Origin of the sequence: Streptomyces sp. NPDC004266 (genome assembly GCF_042874095.1) — a bacterium.
Lineage (GTDB): Bacteria > Actinomycetota > Actinomycetes > Streptomycetales > Streptomycetaceae > Streptomyces.
Genome location: NZ_JBIAMM010000005.1, coordinates 430,367 through 452,847, shown reverse-complemented (window position 1 = coordinate 452,847; position 22,481 = coordinate 430,367). Strand labels below are relative to the sequence as shown.

Below are 22,481 nucleotides of genomic sequence, written 5' to 3'. Positions count from 1 at the left end.
GGCTACCAGTAGTCCCCCCGCACCATCGCCGCGAGCGTGGCGTGGTGCAGGATCAGGCCGTCCGGGTCGCCGGGCACCTCGACCTCGCCGAAGTGGGCCTGGCGGTACGCGATCCTGAGCATCACGATCGCGTGCCGCAGCGCCGCGTAGAGCGTGTGGAACTCCATGTCGCGCGGGGTGTGCCCGGTCAGTTCCGCGTACCGCCGTTCGACCGCGTCGCGCCGCAGGAAGCCGGGCAGCCCCGGCTGGCCGAAGCCGACGGTCAGGTCCTGGAAGAAGCGGTGCAGGTAGACGGTCCAGCCGAGGTCGACCTCGCGGGGGACGTACGCCGCCATCTCCCAGTCGAGGACGGCCGCGGGGGTGAACCCGTCGTAGACGATGTTCCCGATGCGCGCGTCGCCCCAGCCGAGGACGGCGGGCCCCTCGTCGGCCGGCCAGAGTTCCTCCAGGCGGTCGAAGGCCGACTCGATGAGCGGTGAGGGGGCGAGCCCCTCCACGACCCACGCGTAGTAGGCGCGTTGGGCGTCGACGTGCCGGCGCAGCGGGCTCCCGGCGCCTTCGGGCAGCAGGAACTCGGCCTCCTTCGCGGGGAACTGGTCGTGCAGCCTGGCCAGTACGGAGACCGACTCGGCCTCCAGGCGGTCGCGTTCGGCGTCCGTGGCGGCGTGCAGCCAGTTCCCCTCGTACGTGTAGGGCATGACGTCCGGCGGGACGCGGCCCTCGGCCCGGGCCATCACGAAGAAGGGCGCCCCGAGCGGTTCCGGGTCCTCCTCCAGCCAGAGCACGCGCGGCACGGGGACGTCGGTGTGCTCGCCGACGAGACGCATCACCCGGTGCTGGCGCGCCATGTCGTAGACGGGGAAGACGGTGTACGCGGCGGGGTCGGCGGCGAGCCGCAGGGCGCAGCCGCGCACGGGGGCGTCCGGGTGGTCGAGGTCGAAGAGCAGGGTCTCGCTGGACATGCCGTTGGAGCCGGGGACGGCGAGGCCGGTGATCCCGGCGCCGGGCAGGTGCCGGTCCAGCCAGGCGGTGAGCCGCCGGCCGAGCTCCTCGGGGTCGCGGGTGGTGGTGCGGGGGCGCGGGGCGGTGGCCAAGGGGCGCTCCTCAGGGGGCGGTTGACGTGTGGTCGGCGAAGCCGCTGGGGTCGTGGCGGCCGAAGGAGCCGTGCTCGAAGACGCCGTGGCCGATGCGGCCGTCGAGGGTGAAGCGGGCGGCGTGGTCGGTGACGCCGTAGGCGGCCATGGGGTGGGCGGCGGGGTCGGAGAGGTCGTAGACGCGGCGGTCGGTCCAGCCTCGGCCCTGCCAGGTCCCGTGCTGCCAGTCGGTGGCGGGCGGGTAGCCGGCGCCGACGGCGAGCGGTGAGGAGGCGAGGATCTCGACGCCGATCTCCAGGGGTTTTCCGGCCGGGTCGACGAGGTGGACGGTGGCCCGCTCGGGGTGACGGGTGCCGGGGCGGTACGTGATCTCGGTGCGGGGCCAGCCGAGCTGGGCGTCACGGTGGCCGTTCCGCACGAGCAGGGCCTCGTTGAGGGTGCGGTAGCCGTCGGCGTCCTCCTGGGCGATGACCATGAGGAAGCGGTCCTCGAAGCGCATCGGGATCCAGAGCCAGTGGAAGCCCTCGGGGCGGAACTCGGCGGCGCGGCCGGGTTCCTCGCCGGGGAGGGGGCGCACGCCCCAGCTGCGGTCGCGGGTGCCGGTCCACTCCCCCGCCGTGACGGTGAACTCCTCGCCGCCGGCCCTGATGGTGCCCGAGCAGTGTCCGGCCTGGACGAAGCGCCGGCCTTCGAGGGTGAGCCGGCCGCCGTGGCGCTGGATGTGGTGGGGCTCCCAGACGGCGGGGAAGTCACCGGTCCAGGTGAGGTCGAAGGAGAGCCCGTCCGGGTCGCCGGGGTCGGCCGCGCAGTGCAGGGAGAGGCGTCGGAGGGGTTCGTCGACGGTGATGGTCAACGGGCCTACGGAGAGGTTCGTCCGGTCGTCGCCGAGGGCGTCGGAGGCGCGGACGGCGTGCAGCCGGTCGCCGGTGCGCAGGGTGGCGTAGGCGTCGACGACCCCGGTGTTGGGGTAGACGCCGAGGCCGGCGATGAGCAGGGCCCGGCCGTCGTGGTCGAAGACGTGGAAGATGCACCGGTCGTAGGCGTTCCGGTCGCCGCTGACGTGGTGCTTCATCGAGAGCGGTGCCTGGTGCACGGGGTATTCGTCGAGCGCGACGGGCCGGTCGTCGTCCACGGCTGACCTCCTGAGCGGCGAGTGGGATCTGACGGTACGTCAGGTCTTGCCCGGGGGGCCAGGGCCGTGCACCGGGTACCGGGTGAACTGCCGCTCGAATCCGCTCGGCGGTGACCCCGGCCGCCGGGGCGCGTTGGTCCGGGCATGACCACGCTGTACACCACTCCCAGCGGTTACGGTCGGCACCGGCAGGCCGAACCGCGCGGTGAAGAATCGGTTCATCAGTCGCCGTCGGCGGAGCGGGCCCCGGCCCCGGCCTCCGCCCCGGCCCCGGTGCTCGCCCCGGCACCCGCGCTCGCCCCGGCGTCCGCGCCGGCCCCCGTGGCCGCGCCGGCCCCCGCGCCCGTCCCGGTTCCCCTGCCGACGCAGGGACAGCCGCAGGTGAAGCCCCCCGCCCCCGCCGACCCGCCCATCTACCGGGACGTGCTCTCCCTCTGGGCCAGCCAGGGCCGCACGCTGCCCGGCCACCGCGACCAGGAGTGGGCCAGGCTCGCCGCCGGACCGGTCTGGGCGGACCGCACCGTACGCGTCAGCGGGACTCTGGTCCGACCAGGTGACGGGCGATGACCACGCGCTGGATCTGATTGGTCCCCTCGACGATCTGGAGCATCTTCGCCTCGCGCAGGTACCGCTCCACGGGGAAGTCCGCCGTGTAGCCGTAGCCGCCGAGCACCTGCACGGCGTCCGTCGTGACCTGCATGGCGGCGTCCGTGCAGAAGAGCTTGGCCATCGCCGCGCGCCGGCCGAAGGGCCGCCCCTCGTCCTTGAGCCGCGCCGCCTCCAGGTACAGCGCCCGGCCCGCCTCGATCCGGGTCGCCATGTCGGCGAGCAGGAAGCGGAGTCCCTGGAAGTCGGCGATCGGCCGGCCGAACTGGCGGCGCCCCCTCGCGTACGCGACGGCCTCGTCCAGGGCCGACTGGGCCAGCCCCACGGCACAGGCGGCGATGCCGAGCCGCCCCGAGTCCAGGGCGTCCAGGGCGATCGCGAAGCCCTGTCCCTCCCCGCCCAGCCGCCGGTCGTCGGCCACCCGCACCCCGTCGAAGTGGAGCTGCGCGGTCGGGGAGCCCTTCATGCCCATCTTCCGCTCGGGAGGGGCGGCGCTCAGCCCCGGTGCGTCCCCGGGCACCAGGAAGGCCGTGATGCCGCGCGCGCCCGGGCCGCCGGTACGGGCCATGACCGTGTAGAAGTCCGCGATCCCGCCGTGGGTGATCCAGGCCTTGGTGCCGTCGAGGACCCAGTCCCCACCCTCCCGGACGGCCCGGGTCCGCAGGGCCGCCGCGTCCGATCCGGCGGAGGGCTCGGAGAGGCAGTACGCGCCGAGGAGGCCGCCGCCCAGCATCCCGGGCAGGTGCGCGGCCCGCTGCCCGTCGGTGCCGTGGCCCGCGAGCGCGTGGCAGGCCAGGGTGTGGACGCTCGCGCCGAGCCCGACGGTGAGCCGGGCGGCGGCGAACTCCTCCAGGACCTGGAGGTAGACCTCGTAGGGCTGACCGCCCCCGCCGTGCTCCGGGTCGTACGGCAGTCCGAGCAGCCCGGATCGGGAGAGCAGCGCGAACAGCTCGCGCGGGAAGAGGCCGGCGGCCTCCTCCTCGGCGGCGCGCGGGACGATCTCCCGCCGGGCGATGTCACGCACCAGGGAGAGCAGTTCCCGGGCCTCGTCGGTGGGCAGCCGGCGTTCCACACCGTCCGCGGCGCTGTCGGTCATGGCCGGACGCTCCTCCCTGCCGGACGCGCGGGCGCGCGCGGAGTGCCGAGATCGCGGGGAGTATGCCCGTTCCGGCCCGGAGCATCACACGGACGCCGGGGATGCACACGGTTGCCGGGGGCCGCGCCGGCGCCGGGACGCACGCGGGCGCCGGGGAAGCCGGGGCGCACACGGGGGCAGGGGGCCCGTGCGCCGTGGCCGCCCTACATGAGGCCCGCCCGGGTGACGAGGACGGCGAGCAGGACGACCAGGGTCCAGCCGAGGACGTGCTCCAGGATCTTGGGGCCGGCGTCGCGGGGGCCGCCCGTCCGCGCGCGGACGAGGAGGCGGGAGTGGGTGGTGGAGGTCATGCCGACCACCTTGCGACACCGGGGCGGCCCGGGGGTAGAGACGTCGGTCACGTCCCCCGGGACCGCCGAGCCGCGTCAGACGATGCCGAGGGCCTCCAACGCCTTGCGCTGGGCGGCCGAGGGGCGCTCGGGGAAGTAGAGGTAGCAGACCCCTCCTGTGCCCGACACCACTTTGCCGCTCGCGTTGTACCGCTTGGTCCGCAGCCAGATGTTCTCCAAATGGGAGGGCGCCGCTTACCACGCGGCACCCTCCCGCGCAAACATGCAGGTCAGAGGAATGTGCCGCACGAGGCAAGTCGAGCGCGAACGCGCTGGTGCTGACCTGGTGCTGACTTCCGCCGGCGTCCGTTCCGGTCCGTTCGGGTGCGTCGTGCTGGATCGGTGCTGACTCCGGGGCCCTCGACGCGCGACAGTCCTCCACCCGCTCGGTGGGGCCGTCTTTCCTCGGCGTACGGCAACCGTCTCAAGGAAAAAATGCCGAGCTTCCATGCAAGCTGGCCAGTTCGGTTCTCATCGGCGGAAGCCAGGAGACGGCTGGAAGATCAGCGCAGAATGCGCTCGTACGGCTCGAACCGGCCGAATACGTCTGCCACACGACAACTCCCCTCACTGCACCCGGTGAGTTCTCTGATGTCGGCGTGACCTGCCGTTCCATTTGTCCTCGTAGAGTCGGCGCGGGTGGTCTCAACGCGTGGTTGAGGAAATATGCAGACCAATCTGCCGCGGCCTCATGAGACTGTTTCGTTCTACGGTGATCCAGGCTTGATCGGGCGTCGGATTCACTCCGGAAGCCTGTCGGAACCGTCTCGCAGAACGCCGGAGCTTCGAGAGGTTCTCCGCGAATCCCGACCTGCGGAAACGTGATCCGATCGGGGCTGGCGCAGAACTCTCGCAACTGGTCATCGGTGAGAACCACACGGTCAGCGGCGGATGAGGCCGAGGTCGGTGGCGGTGGCGACGGCGGCGGTGCGGGAGTCGACGTCGAGTTTGGCGTAGATGCGGGCGAGGTGGGACTTGACGGTGCCTTCGGTGAGGTGGAGTCGGTCGCCGATGGCCTGGTTGGACAGGCCGTCGGCGACCAGGGCGAGGACTTCGGTTTCGCGTCGGGTCAGGGTGGTGCCGGGGGCGCGTAGCCGGTTCATCAGCCGGTCGGCGACGGTGGGGGCGAGCGTGGTGCGTCCGGCGGCGGCGGTGCGTACAGCGGCGGCCAGGTCCTCGGGTGGGGCGTCTTTGAGGAGGTAGCCAGTAGCGCCGGCTTCGATGGCGGGCAGGGTGTCGGCGTCGGAGTCGTAGGTGGTGACGATCAGGATACGGGGGGCGCCGGGTCGGGCGGTGATCTGGGCGGTGGCTTCGGCACCGCCCATGCCTCTGCCGAACTGCAGGTCCATCAGCACGACGTCGATGTCGCCCTCGGCGGCACGGGTGACGGCGTCCTCGGCGGTGGCGGCTTCGGCCATGACGAGGAGGTCGGGCTCGGTTTCCAGTACGGCGCGCAGCCCGGCCCGTACGACGGGGTGATCGTCGGCCAGGAGCAGGCGGATGGGGGTGTCGTCGGTCACGGGCGGGCCTCGGGCTCGGTCTCGGCTGATGGGGTGAGGGGCAGCTGGGCGGCCAGGGCAGTGCCGTGGCCGGGGGCGGTTTCGATGGTGAGGGTGCCACCGAGGGCCTGGACGCGGGCGCGCATGGCGGCCAGCCCGAACCCGCCGTTTTCGGGGTCGGGGGCGGGCAGGCGGGCGGGGTCGAAGCCGCGTCCGTCGTCGACGACGTCGAGGGCGATGTGGTCACCGAGGTGGCTGAGCGTGACTTCGGCAGTTGTGGCTTCGGCGTGGCGGACGGTGTTGGCCAGGGCGGACTGGGCGATGCGCAGGAGCGCGACCTCGTGTGCGGTGGCGAGCGGGGCGGGGTTGCCGGTGAGGTGGAAGCGTGCGGTGAGCCGGTGCCGGGCGGAAGTGGTGGTGCACAGGCGTTCCAGGGCGCCGGCCAGGGTGGTGCCTTCCAGCGTGGGTGGGGTGAGGGCGGCGACGAAGCGGCGGGCCTCGGCGAGGTTGTCGACGGCGGCCTGCCGTGCCTGGTCGACGTAGCGGGCCGCGTTTTGCGGTGCCTGGGGCAGGGCTCGTTCGGCGGCGCGCAGCAGCAGCTGGATGCTGGACAGGCCCTGGGCGAGGGTGTCGTGGATCTCGCGGGCCAGGCGGTCACGTTCGGCGAGCACGCCGGCGGTGTGCTGGGCGGCGGCCAGGTCGGCGCGGGTGGCGGTGAGTTCCTCGATCAACCTGCGGCGGTGTTCACTCTCCCGGTACAGGGCCTGGTACCCCCACACCACGGCCACCGCGACGGCGGCGCCAAGGGCGGGCCCTATCGCCATCGCGGGGCTGAAGGAGTCCTGGTGCACGGCGAAACCCGCGATGGCCACCACTGCGGTGGCGGCCACGGCGGCCACGCCGGCACGGCGGGGCAGCAGGTGGAGCTGGAGAAAGTACAGCGGGAACGCCACCCACACCCCGTCGGCCGACAGGGCCAGGAGCACCAGCCAGCACGCCCCCACGGCGGCCAGCCACAGCGCGGCGGCCCGCCGCGAGCGGCTCACCCCAGGCAGCGCCGGGCCGACCGCATAGATCAGGCCACACGCTGCGGCCACGACGACGATCCACCCAGCGTGGGGCCGATCGTCGGTCGCGGCCCGGCCGGCGGCCAGTGCGAGCAGTCCGACGACGAGAAGGTGCAGGCACCAGGCCAGGGCCCGGGTGGTGGGGGTCAGGGCAGGAGCAGTGGTGTTCACAGTGCGGTCCAGGTTACGGAGGCCGGCGTCCTGGGGGCTCCATCGAAAGTTAGAACCCGTGTGCTGTCTTTCGGCCCGCCAAGTGCAGTCCTGCGCCAGACGCGCAGGCAGGGGGGTGGCGGCGACGGTGGGGTCATACCGCTTCCACCGCTGGAAAGGACAGGCCGAGGCCGTGTTTGTCGCCTGGAGAGACCTGAAGTTCGCCAAGGGGCGCTTCGCCCTGATGGGGACCGTCATCGTGCTGATCACCCTGCTGGTCGGGCTGCTGTCCGGACTGACCGCCGGACTGGGCCAGCAGAACATCTCCGCGATCACGGGACTGCCCGCCGACAAAATCGTCTTCCAGGCTCCCAGCGGCGGTCAGGCCCTGTCGTACTCCAACTCCACCGTCACCGAGCAGCAGTGGCAGAAGTGGTCCACGGCGCCGGGCGTCGAGAGCGCCGACCCGCTGGGGATCACCGTCACCAAGGCCACCGCCGGGGACAAGAGCACCGGGGTCTCGGCCTTCGGCGTCGAGCCCGGCTCCCGCCTCGCCCCGCACAGCGACAAGATCAGCGGCAGCGCGGTGGTGCTGTCCACCGCAGCCGCCGACGACCTCGGCGTGGCGGCCGGCGACTCCCTCACACTGGCCGGTCAGCAGGTGAAGGTGGCCGCAGTCCAAGGCGACGCGTCCTTCAGTCACACCCCGGTCGTCTGGACCAGCCTGGACACCTGGCAGAAGGTCGCACCGCCCACCGGGAGCGGCCATGACTCAACCGCCACCGTCATCGCCCTGAGCACCACCTCCGGGTCCGATACGGCGGCCACCGACCAGCAGACCGGTACCAAGACGGTCTCCATCGAGGACTCGCTGTCCGCGATCGGCTCCTATACCTCCGAGAACGGTTCCCTGCAGCTGATGCGCGGCTTCCTGTTCGCCATCTCCGCTCTTGTCATCGGCGCCTTCTTCACCGTCTGGACCATCCAGCGCAGCGGTGACGTCGCCGTTCTGAAGGCCTTGGGTGCCTCCACCGCCAACCTGCTCAAGGACGCCCTCGGCCAGGCCGTGATCCTGCTCGCCGGCGGCACCCTGCTCGGCACCGGCATCGCCGCCGGCCTCGGAGCACTCGTCTCCGGCAGCGCGGTGCCGTTCCTCCTCACCCCCGCCACCGTCCTGCTTCCGGCCGCCGTGATGATCCTCCTCGGTGCCCTCGGAGCTGCTCTGTCCATCCGCCGCATCACCTCCGTCGACCCGCTGACCGCCCTGGGGAGCGCCCGATGAGCCTGACCCTGACCGACATCACCCTCACCTACCCCGACGGCGACTCCCGCCTGACCGCCCTCGACCAGGTCACGCTCGATGTGCCCCAGGGCAGCCTGACCGCCGTGGTGGGCCCCTCCGGCTCCGGCAAGTCCAGCCTCCTCGCGGTCGCCGCCACCCTGATCGCCCCGGACTCCGGCACCGTCACCCTCGACGGCACCTCCACCACCGGCATGACCCGCGGCGAACTGACCGAGCTGCGCCGCCACAAGATCGGCATCGTCTTCCAGCAGCCCAACCTGCTGCCCTCCCTCACCGCCGCCGAACAGCTGCAGGTCATGGCCCAGATCGACGGCCGCAAACCGCGCACCGCCCGTGCCCGCGCGCTCGAACTCCTCGACGCGGTCGGCCTGGCCGACCAGGCCGGGCGCCGCCCCCACCAGCTCTCCGGCGGTCAGCGCCAGCGCGTGAACATCGCCCGCGCCCTGATGAACGAGCCCACCGTCCTCCTGGTCGACGAACCCACCAGCGCCCTCGACCACGAACGCGGCGCCGCCGTCCTTGATCTGATCACTCGCCTGACCCACCAGCAGGCCACTGCCACCGTCCTGGTCACCCACGACCGGACCCACCTCACCGACGTGGATCAGATCGCCGAAGTCCACGACGGACGCCTGCGGCTGCCGGCGTCAATGCACTGAACCGGCAGCCGCCACGAGGGGTGGCCCCTTCGGTGCAGGGGCCACCCCTCTCAGGCCGCCCGCAGTATGAGATGGCCTTCCGGTCCATGGCCGGATCGTGCCGGCATGCCGGGCATGCGGCAGCAGCTGATCATCAGCGGCAGCGTGTCGGCAGCGAGTCCGGGAAAGTGACCCTCACCGCCCGCACGTAGACCTCTCGCACCTCGCAAGGGGTCTTTTCCGTTTTCCGGCCCCACCAGGGCCCCGTGAACAGGACCACCACCCATGGAACACACCCGGCTCACCGTCACGCTCCAGCCCGGCCACGGAACACTCGCGCGGCTCGCCGCCACCCTCAACAACCACCACGTGCTGGACCTGACCTACACCACCGCACCGGCGAACACGGCCACAGCCGTCGTATGCGTGGCACAGTCCGACGCCCTGCGCGCCCAGCACAAACTGCGCAGGCTCGTCGACGTGATCGAGGTGACGCCCACTCCCCCGTCCCCGGGCACCGCGGAGGCGGCAGACGTCCCCCACACCCGCCACCACGCCGCCGGCACACCACGCTCGCAAGCGGTCCGCCCGGCGCTCTGAACGGCCTGTTCCACTCCCGTACCGCCCTCGCCCGGCTTGCCACTCCTATGTGAGGGGCTTTTGCCTCGACCCGCCGAAGGGCCCTGGGCTGCCGATGTACACATGAACGTGGCTCTGTCGAGATCTTCGTAGCCAGAGATCACCCCGGTGACACAGCAGGCAGGCCCACTTGGGGGCAGCCCGTGGTTGCGCTCTGTTGGACCGGCACACTGCCGGAGACGAAGCCCGGTGTTCCGACGCGACGCGGTCACTCTGGTGAGTGGTGGTACGGCCCTGTGTACGGGCACCTCTCCGATGGTGTCTTCGCAAGCCTGCCGGGGCGCGCCCGAGCGCCGCGGATCCTGAGCGTCACGCTCTCATGTCTCCGCGAGTGCTCTGGTGACGGGATGGCTGCCGCGACGGATTCCTCGTTCACTGCCAGGTCGTCACCACCGGCGCCCTGGCATTGTGCGGTTCAGTGATCGTTTCGCCTCTGACAGAGCCTTCCCGCCGCGCCCAGGACATCGCCTCCATTCACCAGGGCCTGGGATTGCCCGGCGGCGCATCGTCTTCGCCTGGGACCAGATCATTCTGCGGGTTCTGGCTGGTGGCGCGAGTCACATCGTGCGCAGAGCCGGTCCACGACAGCGTTCTCCCAGCGGGGACGAGTGAAAGGCAGCAGCGTGGAGAAGGAACCGCGGCGAGACAGCGGCGGTAGGCCGATGTGGTCTCGCATAGGCGAGTTGGAGTTGTTCGTCCCGGCTCGGGTCCTGCTGATGCCGAAGGCGGCATCAGCAGGACCCGAGCCTTGTTCATGACACAGCTCCCACGCCGAACAGAGCCAAACTCAACCTTTTATGACCGGATGAAGACAGATTCGTTTCAATGATCCGCAAATGTTCAGTTCCGGTCAGCGAACGGCACGACTCATCCCCATTACCGCCTGGTTGCCGTTGGCCAAGCATGAAGAAACATCCACGCGAACATGACGAGTACGTCTCCGGGGTACGCACCGGACCTGCGGACCCTTACTGGAGGGACTCACCCGAGAGAGAAGACCGTCAACAGAGCCTGTGCCCCTTCTGCCGGGCATTCGCGCAAGCCGATGCGGAGACGGCGACACCTCGGCCAGGGCAGGCCCTCGATCCGGGATCCTCGTAGAACGCACCGCGTGGGGCCGAGGCCAGGCCGGTGACGCATATCGCGCCCTTCTCCGGCACTGGCCTCACCGCCCCCTCAGCTCAAGCGCATGTACAGCGACCTCGCGGATGAGATGAAAGCCAAGATCGCCGAGCATGCCGACGTAAGCGCCTTCCTGATCGCCTAGGATCCACGCAGCGACGACGAACTGCGAACAGAACTCGTCCAACTCCGCGACGTATTGGAACGAGCTGAGTCCACCTTGACCCGCCTTCGGTACGGACTCGAGGAAGCCAGCCGGCCAACCCACCCGCAAGGTCCTCGACCTCTTCCGCCGACGGCTCCTCGCCCCGACCGAGGTCTCCGGAGCAACCGACCGCTGAACCTTGGTCTCCGCCACTGTGACCATCACCTCAAATCCGCCACCGCACAATCGCCGTCTGCGACAGTCGTCGTGTGACCGATCCTCACCTCGCGGACATCTCTTTCGGCGGAGTACCGGTGCACCGGCAGCTCTCGGCAAACGCCCGTGACCTCGCCAGGCGTGTGGTGGACGAGCTCGTGGGCCAGCTGCCCGCGTACGGCGCACTGCCTTCGGAGGAGCTGCGCAACGAGACCATGAGGGTGGCGTACCAAGGCATTCACGGCTTCGCCGAGGTGCTCCGCACCGGGGAGCTGCCGGGGCGTGAGCGGCTCGCCGTCATCCGGGAGGCGGCGGCTCACCGTGCCGAGGAGGGGCTGATGCTCGACTCGGTGATCAGTGCCTACCATCTGGGCGCGCAGGTGGTGATCGACACGTTGGCGCCGTCGGTGAGGCCGCAGGACGTACAGGACGTCCTCGCGCTGAACCGGGTGCTGATGCAGTACCTGCAGCGCGTCACGGCGGCCGGCGTGGGAGGTTATTTCCAGGAGCGGCAGGCGGCGTTCGGTGTCGAGCACTTCGCCCAGCAGGCGCTGCTGGAAGCGCTGCTGGCGGGCTCACCCGCGCGGGAAGCGGCCGACCGGGCCGGTATCGCTCTGCCAGCGCGGTTCCTCGTGCTGAGCCTGGCCGTCGACGCGCATCCGGACGAGCGGACGCCCGGCGTGGACCCGGCGATCGCCGGGCGTCGCAAACTGCGGCGGCTGCGGATGGAGCTGGAGCGGCACGTGAGCGGAGTGGTGCTGTCGGCACTGTCCGTGGACGGTGGTCTGGCCCTGCTGCCGGTTCCGGGCGACCCGACCGGCGAGGGCGCGGCCGGGTTGGCCGGTGACGTACCGGCGGCCATGGCGGAGTGGGTGGACGGCGTCCTCGGGCACATGATGCGGGTGTCGGGTGCGACGATCACCGCGGGGATCGTGATCGCGGCGCCGGACGGTGTGCGCAACGGGGCACGGCTGGCCGACGACGTCCGCAAGGTCGCCCAGGCCGTGGGCCGCCCACCGGGACCGTACCGGCTGACGGACGTGGTGCTGGAGTACCAGCTGACCCGTCCCGGGCCCGCACTGGCACAGCTCTCCTCGCTGCTCGCACCGCTGGCCGGGAAGCCTGAACTGCTGGCGACGCTCAGGGCCTATCTGTCCAGCGGCATGGACCGGCGCGGCGCTGCGGAGCGGCTGAGCGTCCATCCCAACACCCTGGACTACCGGCTGCGGCGGATCACTGCTCTGACGGGCCTCGACGCGACCCGGCCAGCGGATCTGGCACGGGTGCAGGCGGCTATGGTGGCGTATGACGCCCCCGATTCTTTGTGACCTGTCACCAACTCCCCCGAAAACTTCTAACGGTGGAACCAAGCGGATCTTGGCCGACTCGGCCCCATCCTGGAGCGACGACTTACCTGCCGGTAACCCTCGGTTCGCGGGCGGGTAACGAGGCGAGAACCCGTCGGCATCGGACCCGGCGGGCGTACTTCCGCTGCGTGCCGATCCCCACCTGCCGACGGCACCGAGTCCAGGAGTCGCGTCACATGAGCCGCATCACCCCCACCGCCCCTCTCCGTCCCCACAGATCCCGCATCGCCGCCACCGCGCTGACGGCCGCTATCGTGACGGGAACGGGGATCAGCCTCGCACCCGTCACGCAGGCCGTCGAGGCCCCGACGGCCGCCACGGCCTCCCAGACGCTTCCCACCACGACGCGTTTTGTCGACATCGCCGGCTACGAGGGCGTGACACTCGCCGCGAACGTCGTCGCCCCCACCGACACCAGCCGCGACTACCCGGTCATCGTGCTCCCCACGAGCTGGGCGATGCCGCAGATCGAGTACATCGCACAGGCGACGAAGCTGGCCGAGAAGGGCTACGTCGTCGTCTCGTACAACGTACGCGGCTTCTGGCAGTCCGAGGGCGAGATCGAGGTGGCCGGTCCCAAGGACGTCGCCGACGCCCGCAAGGTCATCGACTGGGCCCTGGCCAACACCGCCGCGGACCCCGAGCTGATCGGCATGGCCGGAGTCTCCTACGGCGCGGGCATCAGCCTGCTCACGGCCGCCCAGGACGCCCGCGTCGACGCCGTATCCGCGATGAGCGGCTGGGCGGACCTCGTCGAGTCCCTGTACAAGGGCGAGACACAGCACACGCAGGCCACCGCGATACTCGCCAGCCTCGGCTACGCGACGGGCCGACCCAGCGCCGAGGCCGCCGAGAAGATGGAGATCATGCTCAGCGGGAAGACCGACCGCATCGACGAGGTCATCCCCTGGGCAGAGCAGCGCTCCGTCGTACACCAGGTGGACCGGCTCAACACCAACGACACCGCGATCATGCTGGCCAACGCATGGGGCGACTCGTTCTTCGCCCCCAACCAGTACGCGTCCTTCTACGAGAAGCTGAGCGGCCCCAAGCGCCTGGAGCTGCGCCCCGGCGACCACGCCACCGCGGAGGGCCTCGGCCTGCTCGGGCTGCCCAACGACGTCTGGAACAACACCTTCCGCTGGTTCGACCACCATCTCAAGGGCGTCCAGAACGGCATCGACACCGAGGAGCCCGTCCAGCTCAAGTCGCGCTCCGGCGGCGAGTACGAGGGCTACGCGAGCTGGGCCGCCGTCCCAAGCCGCACGCAGAACCTCCGGTTCACGGACGACGAGGACATCCTCCCGCAGCTGGAGTCCGGCGCGAACGCCGGCATCTCCTTCCTGTCCAGCATGCTGGACCAGTTCGCCCGGGTCTCCCCGACGGTGTCCATCCCGTTGCTGCCCAGCATCAGCGCGGCCGTCTGGCAGACCGAGCGCTATGACACCGTCCAGAAGGTACGCGGCACGCCGACCATGCGCGCGACCGTCACCAGCAACCGGTCCGACGGCACGGTGGTCGCCTACCTCTACAGCGTCAACGGGCTCGGCATCGGCGAGCTGGTCAGCCACGGCCCCGTGAGCTTCCACGGCAAGACGCCGGGGCAGCCGTTCACCCTCGACGTCGAGATGTCCTCCACCGCCTACGACGTCCCCGCCGGAAACCGACTCGCCCTCGTCATCGACGGTGTCGACACCCTCTACAACAACTACAACACCGCGTTCCAGGCGATCGACTTCGCGGGCGGCGCGGAACTGAACGTCCCCCTCCGCTGACCGGTGTCGCCGGACTGAGAGGCCTGCAGGCGTGCATCCTGGCCGGACCTGGTCCGGGTGGCCGGAATGCGCGCCTGCATGGGGCCGCAGCGGTGACCAATGGCCCGTTGCGGCACCGCACGGGGTGCGGATGCGGCGCCGCCCGGGACAATCATGGCGCGAATGGAACGGCCCGTCCTATCCGGAAGCGGGAATTCACGGATAGGCAATCAATCAGAATCCGCAGCAAGGGCCTGCACGAGCTTCTTGCGGGAGGGCGCACCGGTCTCCTGAAGGGCACGGGCAACGTGCTGCTCGACAGTCGGCGGAGACAGGTGCAGTGTCGTGGCGATCTCCTTGTTGGACATGCCGTCTGCCGCGAGTTCGGCTACCTCCGCTTCCCGCGGCGAGAGCATGTCGCCGTAGCCGGGACGGCCGGGAGGCCAACGTTCCGCCGCGGGCCGGCGCCGGCGCAGGTCGGCGCGGGTACGGGCGGCACTCCAGGATGCGCCGAGCGCGTCGAAGGCTGTGGCGCAGTCGGTGAGCCAGGTTACAGCCGGGGCGATGTCCTCTCCGAGGGAGAGGGTGGAGCGGGCGGTGGCCTCGGCGGTGCGGGCCGCGTGGTACGGCCGGGGCAGCGCCCGGTACGCGGCGGCGCTGCGTTCGTAGGACGCAACGGCCTCGGCCGTCCGCCCGTGTGCTCGGCGAGAAGTCCGCGGGTCCACAGGAGGGCGGCCTCGCCGGGGGTGAAGGGCCCGAAACCGGCGCGGCCCGTCTCGTCCGTCGAGAAGCTCACGATCGTCGTCGTGCGGCCGTGGAAGTTACAACGACCTCGCCGCGCTCGAAGCCGCCATGGACGAGACGACGGCGGCCGTGCTGATCGCGCCCATCCAGGGCGAGGCCGGCGTCGTCATCCCCGACGACGGCTACCTCACCGACGTACGCGAGCTGACCCAACGCGCGGGATGCCTCTTCATCGCGGACGAGATCCAGTCGGGCCTGGGCCGCGGATCAGCGAACGGCTCCTCGCCGAAGGCGTGCTGGTCAAGGGCACCCATGAGTCCACGATCCGGCTGGCACCGCCGCTGACCATCACCGAGGAGGAACTCGCGCTCGCGCTCGCGGCCCTGCGGAAGGTCCTGTCGTAGCGCATGCCACCTCACAGCAGTGCGGTCCCATCACACGCGGGGCCGCACTGCCGCCGTCCAGGCGGGTCAGCCCGTGACGGTCGGCCGCTCCGGCGCCAGCGAGTTACCAGCGGGGATGCTGCCGCAGCTGGTGGGGGCGGTCCGGCCGGCGAAGCGGTCGTCGATCCAGTCGATCGCGCGGTGCCCAGTACGGCACCGCACTTTGGTGACTGAGCAGGTTGTACTGCTCTTACTTGATCGACTTGTTGCTGGTGGTGCAGTACTGCCGGGCCAGCGTCCGCACGTCGCCAACGACCATGACACCGTCCTCACCGCCGATGCCCGGCGGGGAGTTGAACGTTCCCTCGATCCAGCCCGCGTTCGCCCGGCCGGGGTGGCGGCCTGGCCGAGGTTGACATTGTTGATGGCCTCGGTGAAGGCGGGGATGGGTTGTCCCGTAAATGCTCTTCGTATCGCCTTGGGCACCGTTGGCCGCTGTGCGGCTCGCTGCTCTACCTGGCGAGGGCGAGGTTGTGCATCCGAGCGATGCCGAGCATGGCGTAGTGGACCCCGTCGTCCTTGAGGCGGCAGTCGCGGAGGATCTTCCAGGTCTTCATCCGGGCGAAGACGTGCTCGACACGGGCTCGGACCTGCTTGTGGAACTTGTTGTGTTCCTCTTTCCAGTCCGGGAGTTCGGCCTGGCCGCGCTGCCGGCGGTGCGGGATGACGAGTCCGGTGCCCGGGTACTGAACTTGAATGCGTGATGTCGGAGCTGGACGCTCGGCATGAGTCGCCCGTCTCGCGGTCCCATGGGTGTTGCCGGGCAGCCCGTCGGGAGAGGATCCTCCCGTGAGCCAGCCCCTGCCGCAGTTGCAGAAGCCCGAGTTCGTCTTGACCCCCGTCGAGGTCCCACCCGAGGTGCCCGCCCAGATCGCTGTCGGTCTCAGGGAGACCGGTATCCCAGGCGGGTTGATCGGATACGAGTACCGGCCGCTGAGCCAGCCGGTGTACTTCGGGGGGATCGGCGAACGGGGGCTGGTCGCCATCGCGACGAGTGGCCTGTTGGGACGTATCGCCGTCGATGTGGCCAGTGGTCGTGTGGTGCAGATCCCCAAGGTCGAGTCAGTGACAGCCAGTCACGTGAACAGGGACCTCGACTCCTTCAACCGATGTGTCGCGGCCGTGATCGCACGCTTCCCGTTCTATGCGGAGGGCGACGAGGAGAGGTTCGGGGAGGTGGCGGAAGAGCTGCGCGTTCTCGTCTCCGGCATCGACGAGACCGCTCTCGCGGGCAACGGGTTCTGGGAGACCTTCTGCGACGACGTGGCGATGGGAGACTATCCGGACTGGGATGCGTGATCCGGACGAGTTCCCGGCGTCGGTCAGCCGTCCATGAGCAGGCCGGTCCCGGCGAGGCAGCCGTCGACCAGGTCGGGGTGATGCTGGATCTGTTTGAGCTGGCGCTTCACGGCCCGAGTGATCTGGCCGAGGTCGGCGGCGGCGAGGTTGCCGATGTCGCGTTTGACCAGCGACCAGACGCCCTCCAGCGGGTTGAGGTCCGGCGCGTAGGTGGGCAGCTGGAAAACGGTGAGCCAGTCGGCGTTCGCGGCGATGAACTCCCGCATCGGCTTGGTCAGGTGGAGGCGGACGTTGTCCCAGACCAGCACGATCGGGCCCCGAGCTGAATACGGGCGCGGACGATCAGATTCCGGAAGTCGCGCCACCCGAAGCCCTTCGGCTCGTCCTTGCGTCCTCGGTGCTCGCGGATGCGGTAGATCAGCCGTGACCGTTTGCCGGGTTTGTAGCAGGTCATGCCCGCCATCGACACCCGGCCGGAGCCCCGGCCCCGCACCCTCACGACCGGTGTCTGTCCGATCCGGCCCCAGGTCCTGGCACGCGGCGGAGTCATCGACTGTCCGGCCTCGTCCTCGAAGACGATCCAGCCGTCACACGCCGCCGCGGTGCTCTTACCCGCGGCCAGGTCTCCTTCTTCCAGACCTCGACCGCCGCGTCGTCGCGTTCGATCGCCCGCCGGGCCGGCTGCTGCCAGGACCAGCCGTGCCGCTTCAGCAGCAGCCAGGTGCCCTCCACCGTGTAGCTCACGTGGAACAGCCGGCCGATCAGCGTCTTGATCCGCGCGAGGGTCCAGCGCTGGTCCGCCCAGCCGTGGACCAGCGGCCCGCGTTCCAGTTCCCGCTCCAGCCTCGCGATCTGCGCGTCGCTGAGCCTCGGCCGCCCCGGCGACCCCTTCGACAGGACCCCCGCTTCACCGCGCTCGCGCCACTGACGGCGCCACCGCTCCACCGACCGCTCGCTGACCCGCAGCGCGGCGGCGATCTCCCTGCTCTTCTGCCCGCCCTCGAAACGTTCCACAGCCTGCAGCCGGACCCGCTCCCGCGCGGCCCTCCCGGCGTCGGTCAGCCCTCCACCCTGCGCGTACCTCATGTTGCAGGGCTACCGGAGCGGACCGGCCGCCGCCAGGCGAACGGTTCCGACATCACCCAATCAAGTTAAGTACGGTGTTCAGCTAATGCGATCATGCACGAAGGCGAGCTGAACCTGCTCGTGCACACGACCTCCACCCTCGTGGCCGTTGAAGGCGTACACCTCAACCGCCTTGTCCGCGGCATAGCGGTGGTAGGCGGTGAAGCAGGTGGATGGCGGGCAGATCGAGTCCATCAGGGCGATTGAGAACAGCGCAGGGGCGTCGGCTCGGGCGGCGAAGTGCGCGGCGTCGAAGTAGGACAGGGTGGTGAATACCTGATCGATACGGTCTCGGTGGAGGGCTAGGTACTGGGCGATTTCGGTATACGGGGGTTCTTGCGCAATCTGGGCGCCACGCCTGATATTGCAGAGGAACGGCACATCGGGCATCACTCCCGCCAGCCCAGGGACCAGTCCAGCAACGGCCAGGGCGATGCCCCCACCCTGGCTGAAGCCGGTGACGACGACCCGATGCGGGTCAACCATCGGTAGCAAGCGAGCGGCTTCGGTCCATCGAACGGCGTCGGTGAAGAGTCGGCGGTAGTAGTGGGTTTCAGGGCTGCATACACCGAGGGTGAGGAATCCCGGGACGGAGCCGCTTTGGTCCGGTGCCGTGTCGGCAGTGACGCCGGGGGCGGCAGACCAGCCCTGCCCTCGCGTGTCCATAAGGAAGTGAGCATATCCAGCGGCCGGGTATAGGAGGTTCTCGTGGGGCAGGCCGCGCCCGCGGCCGTATCCGAGGAACTCGACGACGCACCCCAGGGGGCCAGTCGCATTAGACGGGATGCGCAGCCAGCCTCGTACAGGCTGTCCGTCGAAGCCGGCGACCGTCACGTCGTAGGTATCGATCAGCGTCAAGCCGTTGGCGACCGGGCGGAGCGCCGGAGTAGTGCCGACAGTCGTGACAGCGGTCGTGGCAAGAGTGCGGGACCAGAAGGCGTCGAAGTCGGTGGCGATCGGCAGTTCGGGCCGATATGCCAGGCACTCCTCGAGGGTCAGATCGGTCAAGGGCACGGGGGTCTCCTCCATAGTAGAAATCAGACATATGATGTCCGATTTCCGGAGACAGTAAGGAGCACCCTGCTGATCGGTCAAGGAGTAATCCAACAACATGACGACGCCCTCCTAGGTTCCGCCAGGGGCGCCGTCATGTCGCGTCGAGCTGCGAACCGATCAGGTTGCCGCGTGACCTGTCCGGCTCCGGGCGGCAGCAAGGCGTCGTCGCACCGGGGCGTAGTGATCGGCGATCGCGTCCACGAAGGCGGCCTGGTCGCCAGCGCGTGCTGCTTTGACGATCCGGCGATGCACGTCCACCGTCACCTTCTCGTCCTCGATGGTCATCAGATTCAGATGGGGGGAGACGATCGAGTAGACATCCCAGAATGCGAGCGTCAACTGGCTGATGAGATCGTTGCCGAGGGGTTCCACCAGCAAGGCGTGGAAGGCTCGGTCCGATGCGATGAAGCGGTTTCCGTCGCCCGGGCCCTGCCCCTCCATCTCGGCGACCAGGCTGTCGAGAGTATCGAGATGCTGCGGGCTCAGAGCCCTGATGATCCGGTCGGCATTTCCGCGCTCGAAGAGCTCGCGGACGTCGACAAGGTCGGCATATACCTGGAAGTCGTCGTCGGGGCTCAGCATGCCGCGGAAGGTCATGGACTCGACGAGCGCGGAGAGGCTCAGCCGGCCGACGTAGGTGCCGTGACCGTGGCGCACCTCGACGATGTCGAGGGCTGCCAGGGTTTTCACCGCCTCACGGACGCTGGAACGGCTCGCGCCCAGAGCGAGGCACAGCTCCGCTTCGGTGGGCAGGGGGTCCCCGGGACGCATCCGGTTCTCCAGCATGAACCGCTTGATCTCATCCGCGACCGTCTTGCGGAGTGACGCGCGTCCCAGGCGCGCTTCCGAAATTTCAGGACTGGCCACCTATTGACCCCTCTCCCTCGTCCAGCTACGTTCACACACTATCAGCCATCGGACATCAGACGTCCGAACTCCAGGCTCTCCCCGAGTGAACGTTGCCCCTAGGAGGAACCCCATGTCGCAGCGGACACCCGCAGGACTTCGTCGTCGCAGCTTCCTGCGCTACACCGGTGTCGTCGGCACGGCGGCCGTCCTGACCGGCACTCTCGCGGCGTGTGGCGGTCCTACCTCCACAGGTTCTGCGACCGGCGCAGGTGGCAACACCAGCACGATCGAGGCGGGCATCTCGTACGCGCTGTCCACCGGTTTCGACCCGATGACGGCGTCCGGTGCCACCCCCGTCGCCGCGAACACGCACGTCTTCGAGGGGCTCGCCGACCTCGACCCGGCCACCCTGGTGGCCCGCCCCGCGCTCGCCACCGCCCTGCCAGCCAAGGTCGACGACACCACCTACCGGGTGACCCTGCGCGCGGGCGCCACCTTCCACGACGGCTCGCCGGTGACCGCCGAGGACGTGGTGTTCAGCTTCGAGCGCATCCTCGACCCGAAGAACGCCTCGCTCATGGCGCAGTTCCTGCCGTTCCTCGACAAGGTGAAGGCCGTCGACGCCAAGACCGTCGAGTTCAAGCTCAAGTACCCCTTCGAGCTGTTCCCGTCGCGGGTCACCGTCGCCAAGATCGTCCCCAAGAAGCTGGTTCTGGCCGACCCCAAGGGGTTCGACGCCAAGCCGGTGGGCTCGGGGCCGTACCGCCTGGTCTCCGCCGTCAAGGAAGACAAGATCGTCTTCGAGGCGTACGACAAGTACAACGGCCGCAACAAGGCCAAGGTCAAGAACATGACCTGGCGGCTGATGTCCGACCCGGCCGCGCGCGTCAGCGCCCTGGAGTCCGGCCGTGTCCAGGCCATCGAGGACGTCCCCTACATCGACGCGAAGCGCCTGTCCCAGAAGACCACCGTCGACTCGGTCCAGTCCTTCGGTCAGCTCTTCATGATGTTCAACACCCGGCAGAAGCCGTTCGACGACAAGCGCGTCCGCCAGGCCTTCCACTACGCACTGAACGTCCCCAAGATCATCGACACCGCGATGATGGGCAACGGCACCGCCTCTCAGGGCTACCTGCAGACGACGCACCCCGACTTCCACAAGGCGTCCACGGTCTACACCTACGACCCCGCCAAGGCGAAGAAGCTCCTCGCCGAGGCAGGCGTCAACAACCTCTCGATCGAGCTGCTCACCACCGACACCGGCTGGGTCAAGGACATCGCCCCGCTGATCAAGGAGAGCCTCGACGCGGTCGGCGTGAAGACCACGCTGAACATCAACCAGTCCTCCGCCCAGTACGGCAAGGTCGATCAGGGCCGGTACCAGGTCCTCGTCGCACCGGGCGACCCGTCCGTCTTCGGCAACGACGTCGACCTGCTGCTCCGCTGGTTCTACGACGGCACCTGGCCGACCAAGCGGTACCGCTGGAACGGCACCGCCCCCGACAAGCAGGTCCGCGCGCTGCTCGACCAGGCGGCCCGGAGCTCCGACGCGGCCGAGCGCAAGCGGCTGTGGAACCAGGTCATGGACATCGTCTCCGACGAGGCCCCGATCTACCCGATCCTGCACCGCAAGCTGCCCACCGCCTGGAACGACAAGGCACTGACCGACTTCAACCCGCTGCCCACCACCGGCATGTCGTTCCTGAACGTCGGCCGTTCCTGACCGGCCCCGGGCCGGCCCGCCCCTGACTCCGGGCCGGCCCGGGTGTCCCTCCAACCGCTAGGAACCGAACGATGGTTGTCTTCCTCCGGCTCGCCATGCGCCGCATCGCGATCATGCCGGTGATGATCCTCGGCATCACCCTGCTGGTCTTCGTGGTGCTGCAGTTCTCCCCCGCCGACCCCGCGTTCAACGCGCTCGGCGAGGGCGCCACCCCCGAGGCCCGCGCCGCCTTCGCCGAGGAACACGGGCTCGACGATCCGCTCCCCGTCCGGTACGTGGACTTCCTCGGCCAGCTGCTGCGCGGCGACCTGGGCTTCACCATGCCACCCGGTCAGCCCGTGGCCGACCGGATCGCGATCGCGCTCCCCGTCACCCTCCAGCTCACCGCGCTGGGCCTCGTCCTGGCCGTCGCACTCGCCGTCGCCATGGGCGTGACCGGCGCCGTGCAGCGCGACCGCTGGCCCGACCACGTCACCCGGATCCTGTCGATGGCCGGCATCGCGATCCCCTCCTTCTGGCTCGGCGTCGTCCTCATCCAGCAGTTCGCGCTCAACACGCCCGCCTTCCCGACGGGCGGCTACGTCAACCCGGCCGAGTCCTTCTCCGGATGGCTGCGCGCCATGGCCCTGCCAGCAATCTCCCTGGCCGTCCCCGTCGCCGCGTCACTCGCCCGGCTCATCCGGACCTCCATGGTCGCCGAGCTCGACCGGGACTACGTCCGCACCGCCACCGGCAACGGCCTCCCCCGGGCCCTGGTCATCCGCGGAGTCCTCCGCAACGCCCTGGTGACCCCGCTGACCGTACTCGGCATCAAGGTCGGCTACCTGCTCAGCGGCGCCGTCGTCATCGAGACGATCTTCGACCTGCCCGGCATGGGCAAGCTCATCCTCGAAGGCGTCACCGGAGGCGACACCGCCCTCGTCCAGGGCACCGTGCTCACCATCGCCCTCGCGTTCCTGGTCGTCAACGTCGTCGTCGACCTCCTGTACCTGCTCGTCAACCCCCGTATCAGGACGGTGTGACGC

The 22,481-nt window shown here is 69.7% G+C and carries 22 protein-coding genes and 3 pseudogenes; 10 read left to right on the top strand and 15 right to left on the bottom strand.

Translation table 11 applies throughout. The annotated features are described in order from the left end of the window. Positions 1-2: 2 nt before the first annotated feature. Both ACFYUZ_RS15820 and ACFYUZ_RS15815 read right to left on the bottom strand, forming a co-directional pair. Positions 3-1,094 (bottom strand): phosphotransferase family protein, encoded by a 1,092-nt coding sequence (locus ACFYUZ_RS15820; RefSeq protein ID WP_389309226.1) that lies wholly within the window; start codon positions 1,092-1,094, stop codon positions 3-5. Positions 1,095-1,104: 10 nt separating this feature from the next. Further along, on the bottom strand, positions 1,105-2,226 hold the full coding sequence (locus tag ACFYUZ_RS15815) for a hypothetical protein (RefSeq protein ID WP_389309224.1): 1,122 nt from the start codon (positions 2,224-2,226) through the stop codon (positions 1,105-1,107). Positions 2,227-2,370: 144 nt separating this feature from the next. Here ACFYUZ_RS15815 and ACFYUZ_RS15810 point away from each other — a divergent pair, with 144 nt between their 5' ends. Further along, positions 2,371-2,793 (top strand): hypothetical protein, encoded by a 423-nt coding sequence (locus ACFYUZ_RS15810; RefSeq protein WP_389309222.1) that lies wholly within the window; start codon positions 2,371-2,373, stop codon positions 2,791-2,793. Here ACFYUZ_RS15810 and ACFYUZ_RS15805 read toward each other — a convergent pair. The 5 genes and pseudogenes from ACFYUZ_RS15805 to ACFYUZ_RS15785 all read right to left on the bottom strand — a co-directional run bounded on the left by ACFYUZ_RS15805 (position 2,756) and on the right by ACFYUZ_RS15785 (position 7,054). After that, the gene (locus ACFYUZ_RS15805) at positions 2,756-3,928 is read right to left on the bottom strand and encodes an acyl-CoA dehydrogenase family protein (protein ID WP_389309220.1); all 1,173 of its coding nucleotides are present in this window, start codon (positions 3,926-3,928) and stop codon (positions 2,756-2,758) included. The genes ACFYUZ_RS15810 and ACFYUZ_RS15805 overlap by 38 nt on opposite strands. A gap of 203 nt (positions 3,929-4,131) precedes the next feature. Continuing rightward, the gene (locus ACFYUZ_RS15800) at positions 4,132-4,278 is read right to left on the bottom strand and encodes an SCO1431 family membrane protein (protein ID WP_389309218.1); all 147 of its coding nucleotides are present in this window, start codon (positions 4,276-4,278) and stop codon (positions 4,132-4,134) included. 75 nt (positions 4,279-4,353) lie between these two features. Next, positions 4,354-4,494, bottom strand: a pseudogene (locus tag ACFYUZ_RS15795) (peptidase C39 family protein); the annotation flags it as partial. Between the two features lie 704 nt (positions 4,495-5,198). Further along, positions 5,199-5,837 carry a response regulator gene (locus ACFYUZ_RS15790; protein ID WP_389309216.1) on the bottom strand — a complete coding sequence of 213 codons (639 nt, stop codon included), beginning with the start codon at positions 5,835-5,837 and terminating at the stop codon, positions 5,199-5,201. Then, entirely contained in the window at positions 5,834-7,054 is a 1,221-nt protein-coding gene (locus ACFYUZ_RS15785) for a sensor histidine kinase (RefSeq protein ID WP_389309215.1), read from the bottom strand. Before ACFYUZ_RS15785 ends, ACFYUZ_RS15790 begins: the two co-directional genes overlap by 4 nt. A 172-nt stretch (positions 7,055-7,226) precedes the next feature. On the opposite strand from ACFYUZ_RS15785, the gene ACFYUZ_RS15780 reads away from it, so the two are divergent. From ACFYUZ_RS15780 to ACFYUZ_RS15770, 3 genes are all read left to right on the top strand, one after another. After that, the gene (locus tag ACFYUZ_RS15780; RefSeq protein WP_389309214.1) at positions 7,227-8,315 is read left to right on the top strand and encodes an ABC transporter permease; all 1,089 of its coding nucleotides are present in this window, start codon (positions 7,227-7,229) and stop codon (positions 8,313-8,315) included. Beyond that, entirely contained in the window at positions 8,312-8,995 is a 684-nt protein-coding gene (locus tag ACFYUZ_RS15775) for an ABC transporter ATP-binding protein (RefSeq protein WP_389309212.1), read from the top strand. Before ACFYUZ_RS15780 ends, ACFYUZ_RS15775 begins: the two co-directional genes overlap by 4 nt. 264 nt (positions 8,996-9,259) lie before the next feature. Continuing rightward, positions 9,260-9,574, top strand: coding sequence for a hypothetical protein (locus ACFYUZ_RS15770; RefSeq protein ID WP_389309210.1), 315 nt, complete (start codon positions 9,260-9,262; stop codon positions 9,572-9,574). A gap of 1,204 nt (positions 9,575-10,778) precedes the next feature. Here the strand turns inward: ACFYUZ_RS15770 and ACFYUZ_RS15765 are convergent. Beyond that, on the bottom strand, positions 10,779-11,093 hold the full coding sequence (locus ACFYUZ_RS15765) for a hypothetical protein (RefSeq protein WP_389309209.1): 315 nt from the start codon (positions 11,091-11,093) through the stop codon (positions 10,779-10,781). A gap of 56 nt (positions 11,094-11,149) precedes the next feature. On the opposite strand from ACFYUZ_RS15765, the gene ACFYUZ_RS15760 reads away from it, so the two are divergent. Both ACFYUZ_RS15760 and ACFYUZ_RS15755 read left to right on the top strand, forming a co-directional pair. After that, positions 11,150-12,424 (top strand): PucR family transcriptional regulator, encoded by a 1,275-nt coding sequence (locus ACFYUZ_RS15760; protein WP_389309207.1) that lies wholly within the window; start codon positions 11,150-11,152, stop codon positions 12,422-12,424. A 215-nt stretch (positions 12,425-12,639) separates the two neighbouring features. Further along, positions 12,640-14,238, top strand: a complete 1,599-nt coding sequence (locus ACFYUZ_RS15755; RefSeq protein ID WP_389309206.1) for a CocE/NonD family hydrolase — start codon at positions 12,640-12,642, stop codon at positions 14,236-14,238. A 209-nt stretch (positions 14,239-14,447) separates the two neighbouring features. Here ACFYUZ_RS15755 and ACFYUZ_RS15750 read toward each other — a convergent pair whose 3' ends face one another. Further along, on the bottom strand, positions 14,448-14,942 hold the full coding sequence (locus tag ACFYUZ_RS15750; RefSeq protein ID WP_389309204.1) for a response regulator transcription factor: 495 nt from the start codon (positions 14,940-14,942) through the stop codon (positions 14,448-14,450). 97 nt (positions 14,943-15,039) lie between these two features. Between ACFYUZ_RS15750 and ACFYUZ_RS15745 the strand changes: the two are divergent. Then, positions 15,040-15,365, top strand: a pseudogene (locus ACFYUZ_RS15745) (aminotransferase class III-fold pyridoxal phosphate-dependent enzyme); the annotation flags it as partial. 66 nt (positions 15,366-15,431) lie between these two features. On the opposite strand, the gene ACFYUZ_RS15740 reads toward ACFYUZ_RS15745, so the two are convergent. Then, on the bottom strand, positions 15,432-15,566 hold the full coding sequence (locus ACFYUZ_RS15740) for a hypothetical protein (RefSeq protein WP_389309202.1): 135 nt from the start codon (positions 15,564-15,566) through the stop codon (positions 15,432-15,434). 290 nt (positions 15,567-15,856) lie between these two features. Then, positions 15,857-16,090 (bottom strand): annotated as a pseudogene (locus ACFYUZ_RS15735) (transposase); the annotation flags it as partial. A gap of 103 nt (positions 16,091-16,193) precedes the next feature. Between ACFYUZ_RS15735 and ACFYUZ_RS15730 the strand changes: the two are divergent. After that, positions 16,194-16,703, top strand: coding sequence for an SUKH-4 family immunity protein (locus ACFYUZ_RS15730; RefSeq protein ID WP_389309200.1), 510 nt, complete (start codon positions 16,194-16,196; stop codon positions 16,701-16,703). Between the two features lie 23 nt (positions 16,704-16,726). Here ACFYUZ_RS15730 and ACFYUZ_RS15725 read toward each other — a convergent pair whose 3' ends face one another. The 4 genes from ACFYUZ_RS15725 to ACFYUZ_RS15710 form a co-directional block, all read right to left on the bottom strand. Next, positions 16,727-17,011, bottom strand: coding sequence for a transposase (locus ACFYUZ_RS15725; protein WP_389309199.1), 285 nt, complete (start codon positions 17,009-17,011; stop codon positions 16,727-16,729). Between the two features lie 238 nt (positions 17,012-17,249). After that, entirely contained in the window at positions 17,250-17,789 is a 540-nt protein-coding gene (locus tag ACFYUZ_RS15720) for a winged helix-turn-helix domain-containing protein (RefSeq protein ID WP_389309197.1), read from the bottom strand. Between the two features lie 78 nt (positions 17,790-17,867). After that, entirely contained in the window at positions 17,868-18,842 is a 975-nt protein-coding gene (locus ACFYUZ_RS15715) for an acetylxylan esterase (RefSeq protein WP_389309196.1), read from the bottom strand. Between the two features lie 159 nt (positions 18,843-19,001). Continuing rightward, complete coding sequence (locus ACFYUZ_RS15710) at positions 19,002-19,736, bottom strand: FadR/GntR family transcriptional regulator (protein ID WP_389309350.1); 735 nt, start codon at positions 19,734-19,736, stop codon at positions 19,002-19,004. Positions 19,737-19,863: 127 nt separating this feature from the next. On the opposite strand from ACFYUZ_RS15710, the gene ACFYUZ_RS15705 reads away from it, so the two are divergent. Together ACFYUZ_RS15705 and ACFYUZ_RS15700 are read left to right on the top strand one after the other, a co-directional pair. Then, entirely contained in the window at positions 19,864-21,456 is a 1,593-nt protein-coding gene (locus ACFYUZ_RS15705) for an ABC transporter substrate-binding protein (protein ID WP_389309195.1), read from the top strand. 71 nt (positions 21,457-21,527) lie between these two features. Further along, the gene (locus tag ACFYUZ_RS15700) at positions 21,528-22,478 is read left to right on the top strand and encodes an ABC transporter permease (protein ID WP_389309193.1); all 951 of its coding nucleotides are present in this window, start codon (positions 21,528-21,530) and stop codon (positions 22,476-22,478) included. Positions 22,479-22,481 lie beyond the last annotated feature (3 nt).

Excerpts from the sequence above, each read along its gene's own strand:
- ACFYUZ_RS15705 (WP_389309195.1), top strand. The coding sequence starts at position 19,864 with ATGTCGCAGCGGACACCCGCAGGACTTCGTCGTCGCAGCTTCCTGCGC.
- ACFYUZ_RS15755 (WP_389309206.1), top strand. The coding sequence starts at position 12,640 with ATGAGCCGCATCACCCCCACCGCCCCTCTCCGTCCCCACAGATCCCGC.
- ACFYUZ_RS15800 (WP_389309218.1), bottom strand. The coding sequence starts at position 4,278 with ATGACCTCCACCACCCACTCCCGCCTCCTCGTCCGCGCGCGGACGGGC.
- ACFYUZ_RS15810 (WP_389309222.1), top strand. The coding sequence starts at position 2,371 with ATGACCACGCTGTACACCACTCCCAGCGGTTACGGTCGGCACCGGCAG.
- ACFYUZ_RS15770 (WP_389309210.1), top strand. The coding sequence starts at position 9,260 with ATGGAACACACCCGGCTCACCGTCACGCTCCAGCCCGGCCACGGAACA.
- ACFYUZ_RS15805 (WP_389309220.1), bottom strand. The coding sequence starts at position 3,928 with ATGACCGACAGCGCCGCGGACGGTGTGGAACGCCGGCTGCCCACCGAC.
- ACFYUZ_RS15720 (WP_389309197.1), bottom strand. The coding sequence starts at position 17,789 with ATGAGGTACGCGCAGGGTGGAGGGCTGACCGACGCCGGGAGGGCCGCG.
- ACFYUZ_RS15775 (WP_389309212.1), top strand. The coding sequence starts at position 8,312 with ATGAGCCTGACCCTGACCGACATCACCCTCACCTACCCCGACGGCGAC.
- ACFYUZ_RS15700 (WP_389309193.1), top strand. The coding sequence starts at position 21,528 with ATGGTTGTCTTCCTCCGGCTCGCCATGCGCCGCATCGCGATCATGCCG.